This is a genomic window from Streptomyces sp. SID9727 (genome assembly GCF_010550605.1).
Taxonomy (GTDB): domain Bacteria; phylum Actinomycetota; class Actinomycetes; order Streptomycetales; family Streptomycetaceae; genus Streptomyces.
In genome coordinates, this window is record NZ_JAAGNI010000171.1 from 14,356 (window position 1) to 37,641 (window position 23,286).

27 protein-coding genes and 1 pseudogene are annotated in these 23,286 nt (G+C 72.3%); 18 read left to right on the forward strand and 10 right to left on the reverse strand.

From position 1 onward, the window contains the following. Positions 1-140: 140 nt before the first annotated feature. Entirely contained in the window at positions 141-806 is a 666-nt protein-coding gene (locus tag G3I41_RS11305) for a UbiX family flavin prenyltransferase (RefSeq protein ID WP_164400067.1), read from the forward strand. Positions 807-816: 10 nt separating this feature from the next. Here G3I41_RS11305 and G3I41_RS36355 read toward each other — a convergent pair whose 3' ends face one another. Further along, positions 817-954, reverse strand: a complete 138-nt coding sequence (locus G3I41_RS36355) for a hypothetical protein (protein WP_203600755.1) — start codon at positions 952-954, stop codon at positions 817-819. 132 nt (positions 955-1,086) lie between these two features. Here G3I41_RS36355 and G3I41_RS11310 point away from each other — a divergent pair, with 132 nt between their 5' ends. From G3I41_RS11310 to G3I41_RS11335, 6 genes are all read left to right on the forward strand, one after another. Further along, positions 1,087-1,542: an Lrp/AsnC family transcriptional regulator gene (locus G3I41_RS11310; RefSeq protein WP_164400068.1), complete on the forward strand. Its 456-nt coding sequence runs from the start codon at positions 1,087-1,089 to the stop codon at positions 1,540-1,542. A 46-nt stretch (positions 1,543-1,588) separates the two neighbouring features. Next, on the forward strand, positions 1,589-2,752 hold the full coding sequence (gene mqnE / locus G3I41_RS11315) for an aminofutalosine synthase MqnE (RefSeq protein WP_164400069.1): 1,164 nt from the start codon (positions 1,589-1,591) through the stop codon (positions 2,750-2,752). Between the two features lie 124 nt (positions 2,753-2,876). Continuing rightward, entirely contained in the window at positions 2,877-3,401 is a 525-nt protein-coding gene (locus tag G3I41_RS11320) for a GNAT family N-acetyltransferase (protein WP_203600740.1), read from the forward strand. 132 nt (positions 3,402-3,533) lie between these two features. Further along, entirely contained in the window at positions 3,534-3,788 is a 255-nt protein-coding gene (locus G3I41_RS11325; RefSeq protein WP_164400070.1) for a DUF4229 domain-containing protein, read from the forward strand. Between the two features lie 420 nt (positions 3,789-4,208). Continuing rightward, a complete protein-coding gene (locus G3I41_RS11330) occupies positions 4,209-5,555 on the forward strand; it encodes a dicarboxylate/amino acid:cation symporter (RefSeq protein ID WP_164400071.1) in 1,347 nt (448 codons plus the stop codon). 148 nt (positions 5,556-5,703) lie between these two features. Continuing rightward, positions 5,704-6,324, forward strand: coding sequence for a TetR/AcrR family transcriptional regulator (locus G3I41_RS11335; protein WP_164400092.1), 621 nt, complete (start codon positions 5,704-5,706; stop codon positions 6,322-6,324). Here the strand turns inward: G3I41_RS11335 and G3I41_RS11340 are convergent. Then, the gene (locus G3I41_RS11340) at positions 6,314-7,126 is read right to left on the reverse strand and encodes a MaoC/PaaZ C-terminal domain-containing protein (RefSeq protein WP_164400072.1); all 813 of its coding nucleotides are present in this window, start codon (positions 7,124-7,126) and stop codon (positions 6,314-6,316) included. The genes G3I41_RS11335 and G3I41_RS11340 overlap by 11 nt on opposite strands. 4 nt (positions 7,127-7,130) lie before the next feature. Continuing rightward, on the reverse strand, positions 7,131-8,450 hold the full coding sequence (locus tag G3I41_RS11345; protein ID WP_164400073.1) for a 3-oxoacyl-ACP reductase: 1,320 nt from the start codon (positions 8,448-8,450) through the stop codon (positions 7,131-7,133). A gap of 76 nt (positions 8,451-8,526) precedes the next feature. Here G3I41_RS11345 and G3I41_RS11350 point away from each other — a divergent pair, with 76 nt between their 5' ends. Together G3I41_RS11350 and G3I41_RS11355 are read left to right on the forward strand one after the other, a co-directional pair. Continuing rightward, the gene (locus tag G3I41_RS11350; RefSeq protein ID WP_164400074.1) at positions 8,527-9,804 is read left to right on the forward strand and encodes an acetyl-CoA C-acetyltransferase; all 1,278 of its coding nucleotides are present in this window, start codon (positions 8,527-8,529) and stop codon (positions 9,802-9,804) included. A 112-nt stretch (positions 9,805-9,916) separates the two neighbouring features. Continuing rightward, positions 9,917-11,830 carry an AMP-dependent synthetase/ligase gene (locus G3I41_RS11355; protein ID WP_164400075.1) on the forward strand — a complete coding sequence of 638 codons (1,914 nt, stop codon included), beginning with the start codon at positions 9,917-9,919 and terminating at the stop codon, positions 11,828-11,830. A 7-nt stretch (positions 11,831-11,837) separates the two neighbouring features. Here the strand turns inward: G3I41_RS11355 and G3I41_RS11360 are convergent, their stop codons facing one another. Further along, positions 11,838-12,560, reverse strand: a complete 723-nt coding sequence (locus tag G3I41_RS11360) for a helix-turn-helix domain-containing protein (protein ID WP_164400076.1) — start codon at positions 12,558-12,560, stop codon at positions 11,838-11,840. 262 nt (positions 12,561-12,822) lie between these two features. On the opposite strand from G3I41_RS11360, the gene G3I41_RS11365 reads away from it, so the two are divergent. The 3 genes from G3I41_RS11365 to G3I41_RS11375 are packed head-to-tail and all read left to right on the forward strand — an operon-like array spanning position 12,823 to position 15,283. Beyond that, positions 12,823-13,491, forward strand: a complete 669-nt coding sequence (locus G3I41_RS11365) for a hypothetical protein (protein ID WP_164400077.1) — start codon at positions 12,823-12,825, stop codon at positions 13,489-13,491. 38 nt (positions 13,492-13,529) lie between these two features. Beyond that, positions 13,530-14,510 carry an ATP-binding cassette domain-containing protein gene (locus G3I41_RS11370; protein WP_164400078.1) on the forward strand — a complete coding sequence of 327 codons (981 nt, stop codon included), beginning with the start codon at positions 13,530-13,532 and terminating at the stop codon, positions 14,508-14,510. Continuing rightward, entirely contained in the window at positions 14,507-15,283 is a 777-nt protein-coding gene (locus G3I41_RS11375) for an ABC transporter permease (protein ID WP_164400079.1), read from the forward strand. The genes G3I41_RS11370 and G3I41_RS11375 overlap by 4 nt, the downstream gene beginning before the upstream one ends. A gap of 25 nt (positions 15,284-15,308) precedes the next feature. On the opposite strand, the gene G3I41_RS11380 is transcribed toward G3I41_RS11375, so the two are convergent. From G3I41_RS11380 to G3I41_RS11390, 3 genes are read right to left on the reverse strand one after another with little or no spacing between them, the layout of a single operon-like run. Then, on the reverse strand, positions 15,309-15,791 hold the full coding sequence (locus tag G3I41_RS11380) for a hypothetical protein (RefSeq protein ID WP_164400080.1): 483 nt from the start codon (positions 15,789-15,791) through the stop codon (positions 15,309-15,311). Further along, positions 15,788-16,300, reverse strand: a complete 513-nt coding sequence (locus G3I41_RS11385; RefSeq protein WP_343242104.1) for an RNA polymerase sigma factor — start codon at positions 16,298-16,300, stop codon at positions 15,788-15,790. Before G3I41_RS11385 ends, G3I41_RS11380 begins: the two co-directional genes overlap by 4 nt. Further along, positions 16,290-16,829: a DUF3995 domain-containing protein gene (locus G3I41_RS11390; protein WP_164400081.1), complete on the reverse strand. Its 540-nt coding sequence runs from the start codon at positions 16,827-16,829 to the stop codon at positions 16,290-16,292. The genes G3I41_RS11385 and G3I41_RS11390 overlap by 11 nt, the downstream gene beginning before the upstream one ends. A 188-nt stretch (positions 16,830-17,017) precedes the next feature. Between G3I41_RS11390 and G3I41_RS11395 the strand changes: the two genes are divergently transcribed. From G3I41_RS11395 to G3I41_RS11405, 3 genes are all read left to right on the forward strand, one after another. Beyond that, positions 17,018-18,301 (forward strand): MFS transporter, encoded by a 1,284-nt coding sequence (locus tag G3I41_RS11395; protein WP_343242105.1) that lies wholly within the window; start codon positions 17,018-17,020, stop codon positions 18,299-18,301. 73 nt (positions 18,302-18,374) lie between these two features. Beyond that, positions 18,375-19,217 carry a hypothetical protein gene (locus G3I41_RS11400; protein ID WP_203600743.1) on the forward strand — a complete coding sequence of 281 codons (843 nt, stop codon included), beginning with the start codon at positions 18,375-18,377 and terminating at the stop codon, positions 19,215-19,217. A 118-nt stretch (positions 19,218-19,335) separates the two neighbouring features. Beyond that, positions 19,336-20,166, forward strand: a complete 831-nt coding sequence (locus G3I41_RS11405; RefSeq protein ID WP_164400082.1) for an LLM class F420-dependent oxidoreductase — start codon at positions 19,336-19,338, stop codon at positions 20,164-20,166. Positions 20,167-20,203: 37 nt separating this feature from the next. Here the strand turns inward: G3I41_RS11405 and G3I41_RS36775 are convergent. Then, positions 20,204-20,378 (reverse strand): annotated as a pseudogene (locus tag G3I41_RS36775) (SAM-dependent methyltransferase); the annotation flags it as partial. 123 nt (positions 20,379-20,501) lie between these two features. Here G3I41_RS36775 and G3I41_RS11415 point away from each other — a divergent pair. Beyond that, positions 20,502-20,972, forward strand: a complete 471-nt coding sequence (locus tag G3I41_RS11415) for a hypothetical protein (RefSeq protein WP_164400083.1) — start codon at positions 20,502-20,504, stop codon at positions 20,970-20,972. A 91-nt stretch (positions 20,973-21,063) separates the two neighbouring features. Further along, positions 21,064-21,513 carry a DUF4333 domain-containing protein gene (locus G3I41_RS11420; RefSeq protein WP_239081583.1) on the forward strand — a complete coding sequence of 150 codons (450 nt, stop codon included), beginning with the start codon at positions 21,064-21,066 and terminating at the stop codon, positions 21,511-21,513. A gap of 107 nt (positions 21,514-21,620) precedes the next feature. Here the strand turns inward: G3I41_RS11420 and G3I41_RS11425 are convergent, their stop codons facing one another. Then, a complete protein-coding gene (locus G3I41_RS11425; RefSeq protein WP_164400084.1) occupies positions 21,621-21,866 on the reverse strand; it encodes a DUF397 domain-containing protein in 246 nt (81 codons plus the stop codon). Next, positions 21,863-22,729, reverse strand: a complete 867-nt coding sequence (locus G3I41_RS11430; protein ID WP_164400085.1) for a helix-turn-helix transcriptional regulator — start codon at positions 22,727-22,729, stop codon at positions 21,863-21,865. Before G3I41_RS11430 ends, G3I41_RS11425 begins: the two co-directional genes overlap by 4 nt. Positions 22,730-22,862: 133 nt before the next feature. Between G3I41_RS11430 and G3I41_RS11435 the strand changes: the two genes are divergently transcribed. Beyond that, a complete protein-coding gene (locus tag G3I41_RS11435) occupies positions 22,863-23,282 on the forward strand; it encodes an ATP-binding protein (RefSeq protein WP_164400086.1) in 420 nt (139 codons plus the stop codon). Positions 23,283-23,286 lie beyond the last annotated feature (4 nt).

Sequence of the window (23,286 nt, forward strand, 5' to 3'; positions counted from 1 at the left end):
GTGGGGCGGCGCGGCGCGAAGGCCGCCACCACCCGCCCATGAGCCCGAAGAGGTGGCCCTGCCGGCTGACGCCGGGCCCCTCGGACAGTTCCGCGTCCGGTGTGCCGGATAGGCTCGGGGGTGTGGATTCCCGGTCTTCAGTGAGTCAGCAGCAGCGAATGCCTTGGATTGTCGGGGTTTCCGGCGCTTCGGGCACGCCTTTCGCCGCCGCGGTGCTGCGCGGGCTGCTGGCGGCGGGGGAGAGCGTGGACCTGGTCGTGAGCCGGGCCTCGCGGCTGACGCTCCTGGACGAGACGGGGATCGCCTACCGGGACGCGCACTGGCGCGAGGACCTGGCGGCCTGGCTGGCGCGGGGGGCGGACGGGAAGCCGGAGACCTTCGACGTGGACCTGTCGGGCGTACGCCACTGGGCGGCCGGTGATCTGGCCGCGGGGCCGTCCTCGGGGTCGTACCCGGCGAAGGGGATGCTGATCGTCCCGGCCTCGACGGCCTGCGTGGCGGGGGTGGCGCTGGGGCTGTCGAAGGACCTGTTGCAGCGGGCGGCGAGCGTGACGCTCAAGGAGCGGCGGAAGCTGGTGGTCGCGGTCCGGGAGACCCCGTTGAGCGGGCAGACGCTGAAGCAGCTGGTGGCCCTGGACGAGGCGGGCGCGGTCGTGCTGCCCGCCTCGCCGGGCTTCTACGCGGGGGCGACGCACATCCAGGATCTGGTGGACTTCGTCGCGGGGCGGGTGCTGGACGCGGCGGGTGTGCCGCACCGGCTGTACCGCCGTTGGGAGGGGGAGCTGGGGGGCGGCTCCCCGGGCTGATCCGGTGGGGTCAGCGCTTCTTGGGCGCGCGTCGGGGGCCGCGGGTGCGGTCGGCCCCGAGGGCGGCGGCGGGGCGGTGGGCACGCGAGCGGTTGGCCAGGTCCTGAAGCTCGCGCATCCGGGCGTAGGCCATCTCGATCGTGTACACGGTGTCGTCACTCCTGAAGATTCGTAAGCGATTTTTGGTTGTGCGAGAAGATTTGCAGGCTCAAATGCCTGCGTGCCTTGGATTCTACACGTAGACTCGCGGTACTGCTGAACAATGGAAGGTTTCAGTCACATGGACGCGGTGGACAGGCAGCTCATCCAGGCCCTCCGGGAGAACGGCAGGGCCTCGTACGCCGAGCTCGGGCGGCTCGTCGGGCTCTCCGGGCCCAGCGTCACGGACCGCATCAACCGGCTGGAATCCGCCGGTGTCATCACGGGCTACCGCGCCACCGTCGACGCGGCCTCGCTCGGCCTCGGGGTCACGGCCCTCATCGGCATCTCGCTCTCCGACGCCGCCGACCACGAGGACGTGGCGCACCGGCTGAAGGACCTCGCGGAGATCGAGGACGCCTGGTTCATCGCGGGCGACGACTCGTACATGCTCAAGGTCCGGGTGGGTGACGTGGACGGGCTGGAGAAGACGATCCGCCGCCTCAGCTCCACCAAGGGCGTCTCGCGCACCCGTACCACCGTCGTGCTCTCCACCAAGTGGGAGAACCGGGTCGGGGACCTCCCCGAGGAGGGCTAGGCGTACGGTGGGCGGGTTCGGTACGGCGAGGAATTGAGGAGCACTGGTGGACGCGGGACTCAAGCGCGAACTGGAGCAGAAGGTCGAAGCCGGTGAGCGGCTGACCCGCGAGGACGGGATCGCGCTCTACGAGTCCGACGACCTGGCCTGGCTGGGCGGGCTGGCCCACCAGGTGCGGACGCGCAAGAACGGCGACGTCGTCCACTTCAACGTCAACCGTCACCTCAACATGACGAACGTGTGCACCGCCTCGTGCGCGTACTGCTCCTTCCAGCGCAAGCCGGGGGAGAAGGACGCGTACACCATGCGCATCGAGGAGGCGGTGAAGCTCGCCAAGGCGATGGAGGGCGAGAACCTCACCGAGCTGCACATCGTCAACGGGCTGCACCCGTCCCTGCCGTGGCGCTACTACCCGCGCTCGCTCAGCGCGCTCAAGGAGGCGCTGCCGCAGGTCTCCCTGAAGGCGTTCACCGCCACCGAGATCCACCACTTCGAGACCATCTCCAAGCTCTCCGCGTCGGAGATCCTGGACGAGCTGATCGAGGCCGGTCTGGAGTCGCTGACCGGCGGCGGCGCGGAGATCTTCGACTGGGAGGTCCGCCAGCACATCGTGGACCACGACACCCACTGGGAGGACTGGTCGCGCATTCACCGGCTCGCCCACGAGAAGGGGCTGAAGACGCCGGCGACCATGCTGTACGGGCACATCGAGGAGCCCCGGCACCGCGTCGACCACGTGCTGCGGCTGCGTGAGCTCCAGGACGAGACCGGGGGCTTCCAGGTCTTCATCCCGCTGCGCTACCAGCACGACTTCGTGGACATGAAGGACGGCAAGGTCCGCAACAAGCTCCAGGCGCGGACCACGATGGCGACCGGCGCCGAGGCGCTGAAGACCTTCGCCGTCTCCCGGCTGCTGTTCGACAACGTCCCGCACGTCAAGGTGTTCTGGGTGATGCACGGCGTGCAGACCGCCCAGCTCGCCCTCCAGCACGGCGCGGACGACATGGACGGCTCGGTCGTCGAGTACAAGATCACGCACGACGCGGACAACTACGGCACGCCCAACAAGCTGACCCGCGAGGACCTGCTCGACCTGATCCGCGACGCCGGCTTCCGGCCGGTGGAGCGCAACACCCGGTACGAGATCATCCGCGAGTACCCGGGCCCGGACGCGGAGCGGCGTGAGTCGCCGCAGCCGATGCGGGTCTGACCCCGGCGCGCGCCGCGCGCGCGACGCCGCACGTTCGAAAGCTCCGGCCACCGTCCCCGGCCGGAGCTTTCTCGCGTTCCGGACGCCGTTTGAGCATGCGGGGTGTAATAGTTAATCTGCATCCATGGCTCTTACATTTGAGGTGGACCCGGCGTTCGGCCGTCCCGTGCGCGACGGCATCGTCACGCTCTGGGCCGATGTCTCCAACGCGGGCGGTGCGGTGGGCTTCGTGCCGCCGGTGTCGGAGGAGGACATCCGGCCGGAGCTGCTCAAGCACCAGGTGGCCCTGACCGAGGGGCGGACCCGGCTGGTCGTCGGTCACGACGAGGAGGGGCGCGTCGCCGCCACCGCGTTCCTCACGCTCAACACGCACCGGCTGATGCGGCACTGGCTGTGGGCGTACACGGTGATGGTCCACCCCCGCCACCAGGGCAAGGGGTACGGCCGCGACCTGATGGCCGTCGTCGCGGACGCGGCGCGCGCGACCGAGGGCATCGAGGCGGTCCGGCTCACCTGCCGGGGCGGCACCGGCGCCGACCGCTTCTACGCCGCCTGCGGTTACAAGGAGGTCGGGCGCGTGCCCGGCGCGATCCGGGTGGCCGAGGGCGACGACCGGGACGACATCTTCATGCTGCTGCCGCTGGGCTGAGCGCCCGGGAAGCGGCCCAGCGAATCGATCGATTGCGGGGCATGCTTCACTGGTCGGGCAGGACTGTCGTACGTAGAGAGAAGGCCAGCTGTGTCCGCTGCCAAGCCGAGCGCAACGATCCGGTACACCGCGATGCGTCTCAGCATCTTCGTCGGCTGCCTCGTCGTCGCCGCCGTCGCCGTCCACTTCGGACTGGTGCCGTCCGGGGTCGGCGGGTCCAACGTCGTCTGGGTCATCCTGCTCGCCCTGGTGCTGTCCGCGCCGCTGAGCTTCGTCCTGCTGCGCAAGCAGCGCGACGAGATGTCCCAGCAGATCGTCTCCTCCGTCGACCGCGCCAAGGCCCGCCTGGAGGCCAACCGCACGCGTGAGGACGGCGTGACCCCGTAACGGGTACGTAAGGGGAATGTAAGCTTCCTCACACTCCGCACCTTTCTCCGTCGAACCCCAGCACGGGAGCAGTCGCTCCTGTACTGGGGTTTTTCGTGCCCTGACGCGGAGTTGGGGATTCCGGGGCGGTTGGGGGCGGGGGTGGAGCGCTCTCTCGTACCAAAGAAGACCTTTGAGGTTCTCAAAGTTCAAGTGTTAACGTGTTCGGCATGAAGACTGATGTGCGCCTCCGATCTGCCACGAGCGTCCCGCTCGTGGAGCGCCTTCACGTCGATCTCTGCCGCTGTATGTCCGCGGTCTGTTGCCGCAACGTCTGATACCGGCACCATGCAGCGGCGCCGCCCCTGACGCGGGCGCCGCACCCCCGTCCCCCGCACACCGTCCCCGTGCGTCCCGATGCGTCACATCTGGAGTGTGTCCGTGTCCGCGAACCCCGCGTCCACCGCCGAGAAGCCCGCGGGCTCCGGCTTCCGCATACCGAAGGTCCCGTTCTGGGCCCAGATCGTCGCCGGTCTGGTTCTCGGCGTCCTGCTCGGCTGGCTCGCCCGCAGCCAGGACATCGACTGGCTGTACACCACGCTCGACAAGGTCGGCCACATCTTCGTCCAGCTGCTGAAGCTGGCCGTCGCGCCCCTCGTCTTCTTCGCGATCGTGGTGTCGATCACCAACCTGCGCAAGGTCAACAACGCCGCCCGGCTGGCCGGCCGCACCGTGCTCTGGTTCATGATCACGTCGCTGATCGCCGTGGCCATCGGCCTCGCGATCGGCCTGGTCACCAACCCGGGGTCCGGCACCGGCCTCACCCCGAAGGACGGCAAGCTCCCCGAGCACGCCGGCTCCTGGCTCGACTTCCTGACCGGCATCGTCCCGGACAACGTCATCACGCCGTTCGCCGAGCTGAACGTCCTCCAGATCGTCTTCATGGCCGCCGTCGCCGGCATCGCCGCCCTCAAGCTCGGTGAGAAGGCCCAGCCGATCCTCACCCTCAGCGAAGCCGTCCTGGAACTCCTTCAGAAGGCCCTGTGGTGGGTCATCCGCCTCGCCCCGCTCGGCACCGTCGGCCTCATCGGCTACGCGATCGCCGACTACGGCTGGGACCTGATCGGCAAGTACGCGACGTTCACCGCCGACGTCTACATCGGCTGCGCCCTGGTGCTGTTCGTCGTCTACCCCGTGCTGCTCGCCACCGTCGCGAAGCTGAGCCCGCTCCAGTTCTTCAAGGGCGCCTGGCCCGCGATCCAGCTGGCGTTCGTCTCGCGCTCCTCGGTCGGCACCATGCCCGTCACCCAGAAGGTCACCGAGCGCCTGGGCGTCCCGAAGGAGTACGCCTCCTTCTCCGTCCCGTTCGGCGCCACCACCAAGATGGACGGCTGCGCCGCGATCTACCCGGCGCTCGCCGCGATCTTCATCGCGCAGATCTTCGACGTGCAGCTGGGTGTCGGTGACTACGTCCTGATCGCGTTCGTCTCGGTCATCGGTTCGGCGGCCACCGCCGGTCTGACCGGCGCCACGGTCATGCTGACGCTGACCCTGTCGACCCTGGGCCTCCCGCTGGAGGGTGTCGGCCTGCTGATGGCCATCGACCCGATCCTGGACATGATGCGCACCGCCACCAACGTGGCCGGCCAGGCGCTCGTCCCGGTGCTCGTCTCGGCCCGGGAGAAGATCCTGGACCACGACGCGTACAACTCGGCCTCCGCCTCCCCGGTGGACGAGGACGAGGAGATCCGCGACACGGAGCCGGAGCGCGTTCCGGTCGCCGCCTGATCCCGCCCGGCATCACCCGAGGGCCCCTTCTCCACGCGGAGGAGGGGCCCTCGGGCGTGCGGTGCACGACGGGCGCCGGGGCGCGGCCCCGTACCCTTACCGGGGAGTACGGGAGGGAGTCGACGTGGGTGCTGTGCGGAACAAGCGGATGCCGCGCGCCGTGCGCGAGCAGCAGATGATGGACGCCGCGGTGCAGACGTTCGGGCAGCGGGGGTACCGGGCCGCCTCGATGGACGAGATCGCCGAGCTGGCCGGGGTGTCCAAGCCCTTGGTCTACCTGTACCTGAATTCAAAGGACGAGCTGTTCACCGCGTGCATCCGGCGCGAGGCGCGGGCGCTGCTGGCCGCCGTCCAGGGGGGCGTCGAGCCCGGCCTCCCGGCCGACCGGCAGCTCTGGGAGGGGCTGCGGGCGTTCTTCACGCACACCGCGGAGAACCCGGACGGCTGGGCGGTGCTGTACCGGCAGGCGCGGACCCACGGGGAGCCGTTCGCCACCGAGGTCAACGTGATGCGTGAGGAGATCGTCGCGTTCGTGACCGGTCTGATCGGCGCCGCCGCCCGCGAGGCGCACCACGACCCGGCGCTCCCGGACCGGGACGTGGCGGGCCTCGCGCAGGCCCTGGTGGGCGCGGCGGAGGCGCTGGCCGGCTGGGCCAACGAGACCCCGGGCGTCTCGGCCCGGGAGGCGGCGGCCACGATGATGAACTTCTCCTGGGCGGGCCTGGAGAACCTGATGAACGGCCGCCCGTGGCAGGCGCCTAGCCCGTAGTGCCGGTGAGGTGCACCCGCGCCCCGTCCTCGCCGCCGCGCAGCTCGAACGCCGTGGAGTCGGTGGCGTACGTGACCGTGCCGGGCAGCAGGACCGGGGCGCGGAAGTCGGTCCGCACGGTGCGGAGAGTGGCCGGGTCCGGGATCTCGGCCAGGCAGCGGGCGACGGTCCACATGCCGTGGGCGATGGCCCGGGGGAAGCCGAAGAGCCGGGCGGTCAGCGGGTGGAGGTGGATCGGGTTGCGGTCGCCGGAGACCGCCGCGTACCGCCGCCCGAGGTCGCCGGGCAGCCGCCACTCGGCGACGGCGGGGAGCGGCGCCGAGGGTGCCCCCGGGGCCGGCGCTTCCGTGCGCGTCGCGTGCCGGGACAGGTAGCCGCTGCGGGACTCCCACACCAGCTCGTCCGCGAGGCGCGCCTCGGTCACCACGGTGACCTCGGTGCCGCGCCGGTGCGGGCTCAGCTTCTCCGCGTACACGGTGAGTTCGAGCAGGTCCTCCGGCCGCAGGGTGCGGTGGGCGGTGATCTCGATCCAGGTGTGGACGAGGCCCGTCACCGGGAGCGGGAAGTCGCGGCGGGTCATCAGCCGCATGGCCAGCGGGAACGCCAGGACGTGCGGGTACGTCACCGGCAGCGGCCCGGTCGCCGGGAAGCCGCAGAGCGTGCGGTACGCGGCGAGGCGTCCGGGGGCGAGGGGCGCGGCGGGCAGCCGGAGGCGGCCGGCGGGGAGGGTGGCGCCGGGACGTCCGGCCCGCTTGAAGGGCGAGGTGAGGGCGCCCCGGGCCAGGGAGAGGGTCAGGCTCATCGGGTCACGCCCCCAGCAGGCTCTGGCCGCAGACCCGGACGATCTGGCCGTTGACGGCGGCGGACGCGGGCTGGGCGAACCAGGCGGTGGTCTCGGCGACGTCGACCGGGAGGCCGCCCTGCGCGAGGGAGTTCATCCGGCGGCCCGCCTCGCGGATGAGGAGCGGGACGGCGGCGGTCATCTTCGTCTCGATGAAGCCGGGGGCCACCGCGTTGACGGTGACGCCGTGCTCGGCGGCGGCGCGCGGGGCCAGGGAGCGGACGAGGCCGATGACGCCGGCCTTGCTGGCCGCGTAGTTGGTCTGGCCGTTGTTGCCGGCGATGCCCGCGATGGAGGCGGTGGCGACGATCCGGCCGCCCCGGTTGACCGTGCCCGCCTTCAGCAGCGCGTCGGTGGTGCGCAGGACGCTGTCCAGGTTGACGTCGATGACCTGGGCCCAGCGATCGGCGGCCATGTTGGCGAGCCGCCGGTCGCGGGTGATGCCGGCGTTGTGGACGAGGACGTCCAGGCCGGTAGGCGCGGCGGCGGCGATGCGGTCGGCGGCGTCCTCGGCGGTGATGTCGAGGGGGAGCGCGGTGGCGCCGAGGCGGTCGGCGGTGCGGACCAGGTCGTCCTGGGCCTGGGGCACGTCCAGGCAGATGACCTGGGCGCCGTCGCGGGCCAGGACCGAGGCGACGGAGGCCCCGATGCCCCGGGCGGCGCCGGTGACGAGGGCGGTCCGGCCGGAGAGCGGGGCGGCCCAGTCGCGGACCGGGTCGGGGGCGGCGTCGGTGACCTCGATGACCTGGCCGCTGACGTACGCGGACCGGGGCGAGAGCAGGAAGCGCAGGGTGGACTCGGCGGAGGCGACGGAGGACGGGGCGATCCGGACCAGCTGCACGGTGGCGCCCTTGCCGATCTCCTTGCCGAGCGAGCGCGTGAAGCCCTCCAGGGCCTGCTGGGCGGCGGCCTGGTGGTGGTCCTCCGGCGAGGGCCGCACCCCGAGGACGACGACCCGGCCGCCGGGGGTGAGCGAGCGGACGACCGGGTGGAGGGCGGCGTGCACGGCCCCGAGCCCGGCGGCGGTGTCGACGGCGGTGGCGTCGAGCACGAGGGCGGCGGGCCGGTCCGCGCGGGCGACGACCTCCAGGCCGGTGGCGGTGAGGAGCGCGGCCACCTCCTCGGTGATCGCGGACGGGCCCGCGGTGAGGTGGAGGACGGGGCCGGTGAGCGTCGGTGTCTCCAGGGTCCAGCGGCGCAGCCGGGCGGGCTGCGGGAGACCGAGTTTCCGGGTGAGGAACTTGCCGGGTGCCGTGCCGGTCAGGTGCAGATAGCGGTCGGCCATTGTCCAGACTCCCTGCTCGGTCGTAGATTTACTCTGGAGTAAGGTTACTCAAGAGTCAGGAGCTGGTCGAGATGAGTTGGTCGAGTTGATTCCCCTCGCACTCCCGCAGCCCCGCCGCGTCGCGGTCATCGGCGGCAGCCGCATCCCGTTCGCCCGCTCCGACGGGCCCTACGCCCAGGTCTCCAACCAGCAGATGCTGACCGCCGCGCTCGACGGCCTGGTCGACCGGTTCGGGCTCCACGGCGAGCGCGTGGGCGAGTTCGCGGCGGGCGCGGTCCTCAAGCACAGCCGCGACTTCAACCTGGCCCGCGAGACGGTCCTCGGCTCGCGGCTCGACCCGCGCACCCCCGCGTACGACGTCCAGCAGGCGTGCGGCACCGGCCTCCAGGCGGTGATCGCCGCCGCGAACAAGATCATGCTGGGGGCGATCGACTCCGCGATCGCGGGCGGCACGGACACCACCAGCGACGCCCCCCTCGGCGTCAACGACGAACTGCGCCGGCTGCTGCTCTCCGTCCGGCGCGCCAAGTCGGCGGGCGCCCGCGCGAAGGCCCTCACGGGCGTACGGCCCCGGCACCTCGTCCCGGACATCCCGCGCAACGCCGAACCCCGCACCGGGCTCTCGATGGGCGACCACGCGGCGCTCACCGCCCGGCAGTGGGACATCGGCCGCGCCGAGCAGGACCGCCTCGCCGCCACCAGCCACCAGCGGCTCGCCGCCGCGTACGAACGGGGCTTCCTGGACGACCTCGTCGTCCCGTACCAGGGCCTGGAGCGCGACCAGAACCTGCGGCCGGGCTCCACGGAGGCGAAACTCGCCACGCTGAAGCCCGTGTTCGGCACCGGCCGTCCCGACGCGACGATGACCGCGGGCAACTCGACGCCGCTCACCGACGGCGCCGCGACCGTGCTCCTGGCGAGCGAGGAGTGGGCCGAGGCGCACGGGCTCGAACCGCAGGCGTACCTCTCGCTGTACGAGACCGCCGCGGTGGACTACGTGAACGGCGAGGACGGGCTCCTGATGGCGCCCGCGTACGCCGTGCCCCGGCTGCTGGAGCGGGCCGGTCTCGGTATCGAGGACTTCGACCTCGTCGAGATCCACGAGGCGTTCGCCTCCCAGGTGCTGGCCACGCTGGCCGCCTGGGAGAAGCAGGGGCTCGCGCCCGTCGACCGGGACCGGCTGAACGTCGCGGGTTCCTCGCTCGCCACCGGCCATCCCTTCGCCGCGACGGGCGCCCGCATCGTCGCCACCCTGGCCAAGCTCCTCGCGGAGCGGGACGCCCCGGGCCGGGGGCTGATCTCGATCTGCGCGGCGGGCGGCCAGGGCGTCACGGCGATCCTCGAACGCGTGTGAGCCGGGCGGTGCGCGGCGCGGCGGGGCCGCGAGGACGAGGTACCCCCGCCGCGCCGCGCACCGCCGTACGACAGCAGTGAACCCGCCCGTCCCCCTTGCCGAGGAGCCGCACGTGTCCACGCCACCCGCACCTTCCCCCGCCCCCACCGTTCCCGCCCTAGTCGAGCCGACGGTGGAGCGGGACGCCCGCGGCACCGTCCGGCAGGTCTCCGTACCGGCGTTCGCCCCGGCCGTCCGGCGCGGATCGCTCGCCGAGATCCCGTTCGACAACGCCCGCGAGGCCCCCGCCGAAGCCGTCCTCAGCCGCAAGCAGCCGGACGGCGGCTGGCAGGACGTGTCCGCCGCCGACTTCGCCGCCGAGGTGCTGGCCGTCGCCAAGGGCCTGATCGCGGAAGGGCTGCGCGCCGGCGACCGGATCGCGATCATGGCCCGTACGACGTACGAGTGGACGCTGCTCGACTTCGCGGCCTGGGCGGCCGGCCTGGTCACCGTGCCCATCTACCCGACCTCGTCCGCCTTCCAGGCCCGCTGGATCCTCCAGGACTCCGGGGCCGTGGCCTGCGCGGTCGAGTCCGCCGACCAGGGCCGGATCATCAGCCAGGAGCGCAAGCAGCTCGCCGGGCTCGCGCACCTCTGGCAGTTCGACACGGGCGCGCTCGGCAGGCTGAAGAAGCTCGGCCGGGATCTCCCGGACGACGCCGTCGCCGAGCGCCGCGCGACCCTGGAGCCGGAGACCCCGGCCACCCTGATCTACACCTCGGGCACCACGGGCCGCCCCAAGGGGTGCGTGCTCACCCACGGCAACTTCTTCGCCGAGGTCGACAACGCCATCGAGCTGCTGCACCCGGTCTTCAAGTCGGTGAGCAAGTACCCCGCGTCGACCCTGCTGTTCCTGCCGCTGTCGCACGTCTTCGGCCGGATGGTCGCGATCGGCTGCCTGCGCGCCCGGGTCCGCCTCGGGCACGCGCCGTCGATCAGGACCGAGGACCTGCTCGCGGACATGGCCGGTTTCAAGCCGTCGTTCCTGCTGGCGATCCCGTACGTCCTGGAGAAGGTCTACAACACGGGCCGGGCCACCGCCGAGAAGATGGGCCGCGCCTCCTCCTTCGACCGGGCCGCCCGGATCGCCCAGCGGTACGGGCAGGCCGTCGAGGCCGCCGAACACGGCACGGGCCCGGGCCCCGGCCTCGGGCTGCGCGCCGCGCGGGCGCTGTACGACCCGCTGGTCTACCGCCGCATCCGGGCGGCGCTCGGCGGGCACGTCCGGTACGCCATCTGCGGCGGCTCCCCGCTGGGGCGGCGGCTCGCGGCGTTCTACGCGGGCGCCGGCATCGAGATCTTCGAGGGCTACGGCCTGACCGAGACGACCGCCGCCGCCACGGTCACCCCGCCGCTCAAGCCCCGTCTGGGCACGGTCGGCTGGCCGATGCCCGGCACCGCCGTGCGCATAGCCGACGACGGGGAGGTGCTGCTCAGCGGCGGGCAGGTGTTCCAGGGCTACTGGGACGCCGGGCGCGGTGCGGCGGTCCCGGCTCTCGACGGCGGCTGGTTCGCGACGGGGGACCTGGGCGCGCTCGACGAGGACGGCTACCTCACGATCACCGGCCGCAAGAAGGAGATCATCATCACGTCGGGCGGCAAGAACGTCACCCCGGCTCCGCTGGAGGACTGGCTGCGCGCCCATCCGCTGGTCAGCCAGTGCATGGTGGTCGGCGACAACCGCTCCTTCATCACGGCCCTGATCACGCTGGAGGCGGACGGGCTCGCGCACTGGTGCCGGATGCGCAAGAAGCAGGACGTCCCGATGCGCGAACTCGTCCACGACGAGGAACTGCGCACCACGCTCCAGCGCGCGGTGGACGAGGCCAACCGCCTCGTCTCCCGCGCCGAGTCGATCCGCACGTTCACGGTGCTCCCGGTGGACTTCACCGAGGAGGGCGGCCACCTCACGCCGTCACTGAAGCTGAAGCGGGACGCGATCGCGCGGGACTTCGCGGGGGAGATCGAGGAGCTGTACCGGAAGTGAGGCACCGTCAGGCCGGGTTGTCCGGGGCCTTCGTGTGCAGGATGGCGCGGGCCTGGTCGGCGGCGCGCGCTATCGACTCGGAGACGAAGTCCAGGTAGCGGGCCATGTTCTCCAGGCGGGTGCCCGCCGCCGTGTCCGCGCCCAGGACCGGGACGCCGTCCCGGGCGGTCGCGGCGAGCTGGGCCGTCGAGTGGGCGCTCGCCATCATCGACTGGTGCATGATGTCGTCGTCGACGACGTAGCGCTCGCGGCGCCCCTCGCGCTCCCGGCGGACCATGCTCTGGGTCTCCAGGAACGCGACGGCCTTGGACACCGAGGCCGGGCTGACCTTCAGGTGCGCGGCGAGTTCGCCGGCGGTCAGGCTGCCGGTGTCGCTGAGGGTCAGGGCGGCGAGGACCCTCGACATCATCAGCGGGGCGCCCGAGGCCGTCAGGACCGTCGTCAGCATCTCCTCGTACGCGCGGACCGCCTCGGCGTCCCGGCCGTGGGGCTGCGGGCCCGGGCGCGTGTCGCGGGGGGCGGGGGCCTTCCGGCGGTGGGCGCGTTGCTCGGTGGTGCGGTGGGCGACGTCGGCGCGGTAGCCGACAGGGCCGCCGTTGCGCGTCACCTCGCGGGTGATGGTCGAGGTGGGGCGGTCCAGCTGCCTCGCGATCTCGGCGTAGGCCAGGCCGTCGCCCAGGCCCCGGGCGATCTGGCGGCGTTCCTGCTGGGTGAGCCTGCCTCCCGGCATCGCGTACTCCTTCGTGGCGCGGGTGCGGCCGTGCGGTGGCCGGTGCGCCGACTATAGCGTTCGCTAACAGTTCATTGCAACGAATCGCGGAGTGGTCGTTGCGTTACTCCTGAGCTCATTGCTCCAACTTCTCTATTTTGACGTGCGATTACGCGACTTCAATGCAACAAGTGTGTTGCCGGGTGCGTGAATGCAACGTAGCGTTTCTCTCATCGGAAAGCGCGAGCCACCCCGGTTCGCCAGATTCCAGAAGGAGCGCACCATGCCGAAGTTCGACACCCCCGCCGCCGTCACCGCCCACGTCGACATCGCGGCCGGCTACATCCGGTTCATCGCCGCCGACCGCACCGACACCGTGGTCGAGGTCCTGCCGGCCGACCCCTCCAAGAGCCGGGACGCCAAGGCCGCCGAGCGCGTCGAGGTCGCCTACGCCGACGGCGTCCTCGACATCCGGGCCGCCAAGGAGGGGCGCAACCGGCTCCTCGGTGACTCCGGGGCCGTCGAGATCACCGTCCAGCTGCCGGCCGGCTCCCACGTCGAGGCGAAGGCCGGCGCCGCCGAGTTCCGGGGCGTCGGGCGCCTCGGGGACGTCGTGTTCGAGGGCGGCCACCGCTCGGTCAAGGTGGACGAGGCCGCGAGCGCCCGGATCTCGGCGCACGACGGCGCCGTCATCGTCCGCCGCCTCACCGGCCCCGGCGAGCTCAGCACCCAGCGCGGTGACGTGACCGTCGACGAGGCCACCCGCGGCGAGCTCACCCTCAGCACCCAGCTCGGCGACATCACCGTCGTCGCGGCGCGCGGTGTCCCGGCCGTGCTCGACGCGGGCACCGTCGTCGGCCGCATCGACAACGCCCTCATGAACGACGGCGCGCCGGCCCTGACCATCCACGCGACCGCCACCAAGGGCGACATCACCGCCCGCAGCCTCTGACCGCCTCCCCCATCCCGTACAGCAGAAGGAGCCACACCATGACGAACCCGGCCATCACCGTGAACGGACTGCGCAAGGCGTACGGCGACAAGACCGTGCTCGACGGGATCGACCTCAGCATCCCGGCCGGAACGGTGTTCGCGCTGCTCGGTCCGAACGGCGCCGGCAAGACGACCGCCGTCAAGATCCTCTCCACACTCATCCCACCCGGTGAGGGGTCCGGCGCGATCGCCGTCGGCGGCCACGACCTGGCCACCGACGCGCAGGCGGTGCGGGCCGCCATCGGCGTCACCGGGCAGTTCTCCGCCGTGGACGGGCTGATCACCGGTGAGGAGAACCTGCTCCTGATGACGGCCCTGCACCACCTGCCCAAGGCCGAGGGGCGGCGGGTCACCGCCGAGCTCCTGGAGCGGTTCGACCTCACGGACGCGGCGAAGAAGCCCGCGTCCACCTACTCCGGCGGCATGAAACGCCGCCTCGACATCGCGATGACCCTGGTCGGGAACCCGCGCGTCATCTTCCTGGACGAGCCGACCACCGGGCTCGACCCGCGCAGCCGGCACAGCATGTGGCAGATGATCCGCGGCCTGGTCGGCGACGGGGTCACCGTCTTCCTCACCACCCAGTACCTCGAAGAGGCCGACGAACTCGCCGACCGCATCGCCGTCCTGCACAACGGGAAGCTGGTGGCCGAGGGCAGCGCCGAGGAGCTGAAGCGGATCGTGCCCGGCGGGCATGTCCGGCTGCGGTTCAGCGACCCCGCCGCCTACCGGGACGCGGCGGCCCACCTCGGCGACGACGCCGTCCGCGACGACGCCGCGCTGGCCCTGCAACTCCCCAGCGACGGTACGCAGAGCATCCTGCGCTCCATCCTCGACCGGCTGGACGCCGCCGGGATCGAGGCGGACGAGCTCACCGTGCACACCCCCGACCTGGACGACGTCTTCTTCGCCCTGACCGAGACCGAAGCCGGCACCGCCGCCACCATCCCCGCCCCGACCAAGGAGTCCGTCCGATGAGTACCCTCTCCCTCGCCGTGCGCGACTCGGCCACGATGCTGCGCCGCAACCTGCTGCACGCCCGGCGCTACCCCTCGCTCACCCTGAACGTGCTGCTCACCCCGGTGATGATGCTCCTGCTGTTCGTCTACATCTTCGGCGACACCATGAGCGGCGGCGCGGGCCGCGACGCGTACATCGCGTACATCGTGCCCGGCATCCTGCTCATGACCATCGGCTCGACCACCGTCGGTACCGCGGTCTCCATCTGCACCGACATGAGCGAGGGCATCATCGCCCGGTTCCGCACCATGGCCATCCACCGGGGCTCCATCCTCTTCGGCCACGTCGTGGGGAGTCTCCTGCAGACCCTCATGAGCGTGGTGTTCGTCGGGGCCATCGGCGTGGCCATGGGCTTCCGCTCCACCGACGCCACGGTCCTGGAGTGGGTCGCCGCCTTCGGCCTCCTCGTCCTCTTCACCCTGGCGTTCACCTGGATCGCCCTGGGCATGGGCCTGGGCAGCCCCAACGCGGAGGCGGCGGGCAACAGCGCGATGCCGCTGATCCTGCTGCCGCTCATCTCCAGCGCGTTCGTCCCGCTGGGCTCGATGCCCGGCTGGTTCCGGCCGATCGCCGAGTACCAGCCCTTCACCCCGGCGATCGAGACCCTGCGCGGGCTGCTGCTCGGCACGGAGATCGGCCACAACGGGTGGCTCGCGGTGGCCTGGTGCGTCGGCCTGGCCGTCCTCGGCTACTTCTGGTCCAAGGCGCAGTTCGACCGGGAACCGAAGTAGCGACCCCCTCGGCCGGCCGGGGCCCTCACCCCGGCCGGCCGACGCGTGCGTCCAGGCGGGCCAGCACCTTGCGGCCCGCCCTGCGCACGCCCACCGGCACCAGGGCCGCCCGTCCCGGCACCCGCACCCCGCCCGTGAAGGCGACCAGGGTGTGCCCGGGGCGGGCGGCCGACGGCGTGGCCGCGATGCCGATGAGCACGAAACGGCTCTGGAGCCACAGCCAGCCGGGCCGCCGCACCCCGTGGAAGCGGGCGTGCATCCCGAACCGGCTGCGGGCCACCGCCTCGACCCGGTCCCCGTCGGCGCGGGTCAGCCGCAGCCGCCGCATGTCGGGGACCAGGAGCGCGAGTTCGCCGTCGATGTCGGCGAGCAGGGGCTCCACCTCGGCGCAGGGCGCGGCGATCTCGCGGGTGGTGACGCGGGCGCCGGGCACCCCGGCCGCGAGGACGTGGAGGCGGCGGACCGGGTCCAGGGGGGCGGCGGCGGGCCACCGCGGGGTGTCGGTCATGACGTCCATGCCTTCCGGAAGGAGTCCCGGGCGCGGGACAGACGGGACTTGACGGTGCCGACGCGGAGTCCGAGCAGGGCGGCGGCGGCCCGCTCGTCCAGCCCTTCGACGTCACGCAGCACGAGCACGGCGCGGTGCTCGGGGCTCAGCCGGGCCAGTACGTCCCCGATGTCGGCGGCCAGCTCCGGGTCGCCGCGCTGGGGCAGCGCCGTGAGGTCGGCGGGCACGGAGCGGGACCTGCGCCGGGCGACCCGGACGGCCTCCCGGCAGGCGATCGCCCGCACCCACCCGTACAGCGCGGCCGGCTCCTTCAGCGAGCGCAGGCTCCGGAAGACGGCGACGAGGGTCTCCTGTACGGCGTCCGGCCCGTCGGCGAGCGCGATCGGGGCGCAGATGCGGCCGGCGTACGGGGTGAGGACGTCCAGCAAGTCGTTCATGGCGAGCGTGTCGCCGCGCTGGGCGGCCACCACCAGACGGAGCGCGCGGTCGCGGTCGGCGTCATCGGGCACGGGCGGCGGCTTCCTTCCCGGCCGCCGTACGGGGTGCGGCGGCTTCCTTTCCGGCCGGCTCCTGGAGCGCGGTGGCGGAGTCCCTTCCGGCCGCGACCCGGAGCGCTGCGGCGGCGAGCAGTAGGCAGAGCGGTGTGTACAGGCCCCGGTTGAGCAGCTGGAAGGTGTCCCCGGCCGCCGGGTCGAGCCCGGTGCCCCACCCCACCGCCCAGCCGAGCCCGGCGATCCCGCGCAGTGCGGTGCCGCAGGCGACGGCGAGCGTACCGGCCTGGAACAGGCGCCCGAGCCGGTGGGTGCGTCCCAGCCGCGCGCGGGCGGTGACCAGGGCCGCACCGCCGAACAGGACGGCGGCGAGCGGCAGGACGACGGGCGGGGTGAACGGGGCGTCGATGCCGAGCACGGCGTACGAGAGTGCCCGCGCGTCCCCGGCGGGCCAGGTGCTCCCGGTGGACCAGAGCACGTGCAGCAGCCCGTCGGCGGTGAGGACGCCGGCGACGGTCAGGGCGGCGGCGCGGGGGGTGATGGCCATGGTGACTCCTCGGTGAGGGGGCGGCGGACGCCCGGATCACCCCACAGAGGAGGCGGGACGCGGATTCGTTCCCCCGCCGCACCGACCTCGTGTATCTCGCTTTCAAGCATCTTGACATCAAGAGAATATCCGGGCAGGCTTCCGCGCGTCGATGGATCTCTTGATGTCGAGATACTTGGGGGTACGAGGTGGAGTACGTCCGGGGCGGGAGCCAACAGGCTGGTCTGCTGGCCCAGTTGCGGGACCCGCCGGGCGGCAGGGACGCCCGGATCATGCTGCGCGCCCTTGCCGTCGACCGCACCGGCACCGGCCTGTGGGCGGCCTCCTCGGTCCTCTACCTCACCTTCGTCACCCACCTCAGTGCCCAGCAGATCGGCGTCCTGCTGGGCACGGCGGGCGTCGCCGGCATCGCGGGCTCACCCCTCGCCGGACGCCTCGCGACCCGCTTCCCGGTGCGCCCGCTGCTCGTCGGCTGCCACCTGCTGCGCCTCGTCACGCTCACGCTGGTGCTGCTCTGCACGCGGTTCGAGGCGCTGCTCGTCGTCGTCGCGGTGACCTACCTGGGGGACCGGGCCGCCAAGACCCTGGAGATGCTGTTCGCCACCCGCGCGGCGGGCGAACGGCGCGCCGCCTACCAGGCGTTGTCGCGCAGTGCCGCCAACGCGGGTTACGGGCTGGGCGCCGGACTCGCCGCGATCGGTCTGGCGGCCGGCACGACGGAGGCCTACCGCGCGCTGATCCTCGGCAACGCGCTCTCCTTCCTCGTCGCCGCCGCGCTGGTGTGGCGTACGGGGGAGCCGGGCGGCCGGGTGCTGTCCGCCGGGCTCGCCGCGCCGCCGGTCCGCGGCAAGGGGCCCTGGCGGGACGGCGGTTACCTCCGCTTCGTGCTCCTCGACATCCCGATGAACCTGGACGACTCGGTGCTCGGCGTCGGGCTTCCGCTCTGGCTCGTCAACCGCACCTCCGCCCCGCACGCCCTCGTCCCGGCCTTCCTGGTCATCAACACCGTGCTGGTCGTCCTGCTCCAACTCGCGGTGTCGCGGAGGGCGGAGGGCCCGCGCAGGGCCGTGCGGGCGGTGCTGCTGTACGGCCTCCTGCTCTTCGTCTCCTGCGCCCTGCTGGCCGCGTCCACCGGGTGCGGCACCTGGGCGGCGGCCGGGGCCCTGCTCGCGGCGGCGGTCCTGGTCACGATGGCGGAGCTGATGCGCTCGGTCAGCTCCTGGGAACTGGCCGTCCTGCTCGCCCCGCCGGACGAGCGGCCCGCCTACCTGGGGGTGGCCGGCATGTCCCAGTCCATCCAGAAGTCGGCGGGCCCGCCGCTGCTCACGGGCGTGGTCATGGCCGCGGGCCCGGCGGGCTGGCTGGCGCTGGGCGTGGCGGTGGCGGGGGTCGCGGTGTGGCAGCGGCGGTGCTGTGAGCAGCGGTTGCGGGCGATGGAGGCCCTTGAGCCGGTGGCCGGTCGCGCGGGCTGACGATCCCGCCTCTACGCTGTGCCGACGCGCCCGCCCCGGGAGCCGGGGCGGTGCCGCGATGAGGAGGGGACACATGCGAAGACACGTGCTCTGGAGCACGGTGGCCGCCGTGGCGGCCATGACGGTGCTCGGCACGACGGCGGCCAACGCCGAGGGGCGGGGGGATATCCGGGTCACGAAGGCGGTGACCAACAACGGCAAGAACGTGATCGTGGGCATCAGCAGGACGGTGACGTTCCCGGTCAAGGTGACGGTCAAGGACGACTCGGGGGTCAAGCAGCTGTACCGGCTCGACGCGGGCAACGCGACGTCCACCGCGGGGGCCCCGGTCGAGACGGTCGCCACGTCGTGCAAGAAGCTGAGCGCCACCACGTCGGAGTGCACGGCGACGGTCCACCTCGTCCCCGCGTACCTGCCTGACTACAACAGCGAGCGGAACGCCAACGACGCGGCCGGCGGCTGGTGCGCGTACGGCAACGTGCGGGCCAACGACGGCGACTACTGGATCTTCGACTGCGTCGCCCCGTTCAAGCTCAAGCGCGCCGCGACCCTGACCACGGCCGCGACCGGTCCGGGCCCGCTCACCGGCGGCAAGCAGGTCAAGGTCACCGGCACGCTGAGCCGGGCGGACTGGGAGGCGCTGAAGTACCGGGGATACGGGGGCCAGAGCGTCCGGCTCCAGTTCCGGAAGGCGGGCGCGAGCGCGTACACGACCGTGAAGACGGTGAAGACCACCAGCTCGGGACGCCTTTCCGCGACCGTCACCGCGAGCGGTCCGGGCAGCTGGCGCTGGTTCTACCCGGGCACGTCCACCACCGCGCAGGTCGCCTCGGCCGGTGCCGCCGTGGCGTTCGAACCGGCGACGATGCACGCACCGAAGGTGCCGTACGCCATGCACGCGGCCACGAAGGGCTGACACGCCCCGGGGCGGCCGGGGTGACCACCTGCCCGGCCGCCCCGCCCCGTGCGGTCTCGGCTTCGCGGCCCGGACCGCATACGTTGGCCTTCACGGGACAACACGGAGGTGCCTTCGTATGCGGATCGCCACCACGATCTTCCTCACCGACGAGACGATCACCCCGGTGCGGCTGGCGCACCAGCTCGAACAGCGCGGGTTCGCCGGGCTGTACCTGCCCGAGCACACCCACATCCCGGTGAGCCGCGACACCCCCTACCCGGCGGGCGGCGAACTGCCCCGTGAGTACGGCCGCACCCTGGACCCCTTCGTCGCGCTCGCCCAGGCCGCCGCGGTCACCGAGCGGCTGACCCTGGGCACGGGCATCACCCTGATCGCCCAGCACGACCCCATCGACCTGGCCAAGCAGATCGCCACCCTGGACCACCTCTCCGCCGGCCGCTTCACCCTGGGCATCGGCTACGGCTGGAACGTCGAGGAGGCCGCCGACCACGGCGTCGAGTGGTCCACCCGCCGCCGCCTGGGCCGCGAGCGCCTCGCGCTGATGCGGGCGCTGTGGGCGGAGCGGCCCACGGCGTACGAGGGTGAGTTCGGCTCCGTCCGCGCCAGCGAGGCCCACCCGAAGCCGCACCGCCCGCAGGGCCCCCGCACCCTGATCGGCGGCGCGGCGGGCCCCAGGCTGTTCGACCGGATCGCGGAGTCGGCCGACGGCTGGCTGCCCATCGGCGGCCGGGGCCTCTCCGCATCCGTCCCCCTCCTCCGCACCGCCTGGGAGGCGGCGGGCCGCGACCCGAAGGACCTCCACGTCGTCCCGTACGCGGTCCTCCCGTCCCCCGGCAAGCTGGCCCGCTTCGCGGACCTGGGCATCGAGGAGGTCGTCCTCCAGCTGCCCCCGGCCCCGGAACCGGAGGTCCTGCGGACGCTGGACGCGTACGCGGCGTACCTGTAGCGCGGTGGGTCCGGAGCGGCTGAGGGAGGACCTGGGCTCAGGTCCGGCGCGCGACGAAGACGTACTCCCGGCCCGGGCGGTCGGGGGCGTCGCGGACTTCCTCCTCGGTGCGCCGCGAGCCGGTGGGTCCAGCGGAACGTGACGAGCGGCCCGGTCACCTCGGTGACCTGCACCCACCTCTCCACCGGGCCGACCCCGTCGACCTCGGTCACGCCGCAGGACCGCGGTTGATCACAATGTGATCACTCGTCCTTCGCAACTTCCCCACATCTCGTTCGAGGTAATACGGTCACCTCACTCGATGAGGCATATGCCGAGACCTGTGGGGGGACTTCATGCCTAAGGCGTTGAACCGGCGCGCGCGGATATGGATCGGCGGGGTGGCCCTGCTCGCCCTGGGGGCGGCCGGCTGTTCGGAGTCCGGGAAGGGCGACGCGGCGGCGAGCGCCACACCGGCGCCCGCGGTCACGGTGACCGTCACGGCCACGGCGACCGAGACCGCGACCCCCGCACCGGCGCCCACGGTGACCGAGACGAAGACCGTGAAGGTGCCCGGTCCGACCGTCACGACCACCGTCACCAAGGCGGCGTCCTCCGGGTCCCGGTCCGGAGGGAGCGGCGGTTCGTCCGGGGGCGGCGGCACCAAGGCCACCAGCACCTGCTCGATCCGCTCCAACGCGGGCAACTGCTACAGCGCGGGCCAGTTCTGCCGCAACAGCGACCACGGCGCCGTGACGACGAACGCGTCCGGTGCGCGGATCAGGTGCAGCCAGAGCGGAAGCTCCTGGCGGTGGACGTACGCCTGAGGGCCGCGCCCTCGGCTCGGTCGCCCGTTCGGACCCCGGTGGTAGCTTGGCAGGCCAGTTCGTGGCGTGTACATCGATGCTTGGGGGACCCATGAAGCAGTCCGTGCGGAGCCGGATGGTGGCCGGAGCGGCGGCCGGGACGCTCGCGCTGTTCCTCGTCTCGGGGTGTTCGTCCAGCTCCGGCGGCGACAAGGCCGGCAAGGCGGACGACAGCGCGAGTGCCGGCTCCAGCGCCTCCGCCGACCCTCAGCCCAGCGATTCGGCGCAGCCGTCCGACTCGGCGGGCACCGACACCGGCGCGTCCGGCTCCGTCCCCAAGGCGGAGGTCGCCCGCCAGGGCAAGGCCGCCCTCGCCGCCCAGGTGGGCAAGCAGCCCGACGCCTTCTCCTGCCCGGAGGACCTGCCCGCCAAGGTCGGCGCCACGGTCCGCTGCCAGGTGGCCGGCGACGGCAAGCAGTACGGAGTCACGGTCACCGCGAAGTCGGTGGTCGGCAGCAAGGTGCACATGGACTTCAAGGTGGACGAGACGCCGGGCGGCTAGGGGCGCGTCTCTGTTCAGCCGACGCGGCCGACGTGAATCACGATGATGGTCACGTGGGCGAGTCGGGCGGACGGCGAGCGCCCGGGTGGGGCTCGCCGTCCGGCTCTTCAGCCCTGGCGCGCGTACGTGACGAACGCGGACCAGGCCGTGGGCGCCACGTCGAAGTGGGGGCCGGGGACGTTCTTCGAGTCGCGGACGTGGACGGCGGTCGCGCAGGACGCGACCTCGATGCAGTTGCCGCCTTCGCCCGTGCTGTAGCTGGACTTGTGCCAGTTGTAGGCGACCTCGATGCATGCGCCGCCCTCGCCGCCGCTGTAGCTGCTCTTGAACCAGTGCAGTTGCTCAGTGCTCATCGGTCTCTCCACATTTTTTCGATCAAGGTCAGGGACTCCCTCGGGGTGAGTGCCTGCGCCCGCATGATCCCATGGCGTTCGCTCACCACTCGGACTTCGTCAGGGTCGGTGATGAGGCGTGCGTGTCCCTGCACTTCGGTGTAGGCGACTTCCTTGCGGCCTTTCGGCGTCAGCAGAATGAACGCCCCGTCCAGGTTCGGGTGTTCCTCGGTTGCGGTGGGCAGCACCTGAAGCTCCACGTTGCGCATGCGGCCGACGTGCAGGAGCTTCTTGAGCTGGTCGGCGTGCACAACGGGGCCACCGATTGGCCGCTGCAGCACGACCTCTTCGAGCACGAAGCTGAACGTCGGCAAGGGCCACTGTTCGAAGATGTGCTGGCGCGCCATGCGGTCGGTGACGCGCTTCTCGATCGTCTCTTCGTCCAGCAACGGTCGCCGCCGAGCGAACAGCGCTCGCGCGTACCCCTCGGTCTGGAGCAACCCGGGCACTGCCTGGTTGCTGTAGTCGTGGAGGGCGACAGCCTCCGCTTCCAAGCGCGCGTAGTCCCGGAACCACCCCGGGTGCCGCGTCCGCGCCCGCGCCAGCGCCTCCCGCACCTCCTCCGCCGCTGCCGAAAGCAGGCCCCCCGTGTTCAGAGCCCGGTCGGCCAACTCCAAGAACTCCACCTGCGGGGTCCGCACCCCCCGTTCCATCGCGGAGATCAGGTCCTCGCCGCAATGCGTCGCCGACGCAAGCTCCTTCTGGCTCATCCCCGCGCGTTCGCGCAGGAACTTCAGCTGGCGGCCCAGCGCCCTGAACAGGTGCGCCGTGCCGTCCGACTCGGCCGGGCGCTCCGGCCGTTCCTCACGTTGCGTGTTCGTCATCTGCCCCGTACCGCCTCTGTCCGTCCGGTCACGGCCGACGCCCCGTACAGCCGGTCGGGCAGGCCCGTACAGCTTGGTGGAGTCGTGTGGTCACTCCTGGTCAGCGTACGAGCACGCGGACACGCTGGGTCACATGAACGCCGAAATCACCCGTGTGGGTACCGACTTCGTCCAGCGCTTCAGCGCGACCCGGCGGGGCGCCCGCCTCGCCCGACGCCTCGCCGTGCAGCAACTCGACGCCTGGGGCGTGCCGTACGGGTGCGAGCTGTCCGACGACGTGGCGGTGGTCGTGGCCGAGCTGGCCGCCAACGCGGTGCTGCACGGCCACGTCACCGGCCGGGACTTCGAGCTGCGCGTGCTCCCCGAGGCAGACGGGTTCCGCGTCGAGGTCTCGGACGCACGCGGTGAGCGGCGTCCGGAGCTGTGCGCGGGCGGGCCCGCCGCCGAGGGCGGGCACGGGCTGCGCCTGGTCGCGGCGCTGGCGGCGGAGTGGGGCGTCGCCGAGCGGGCCGTCGGCAAGACCGTATGGGCGCGGGTGGCCCCGGGGCGGTGAGGGC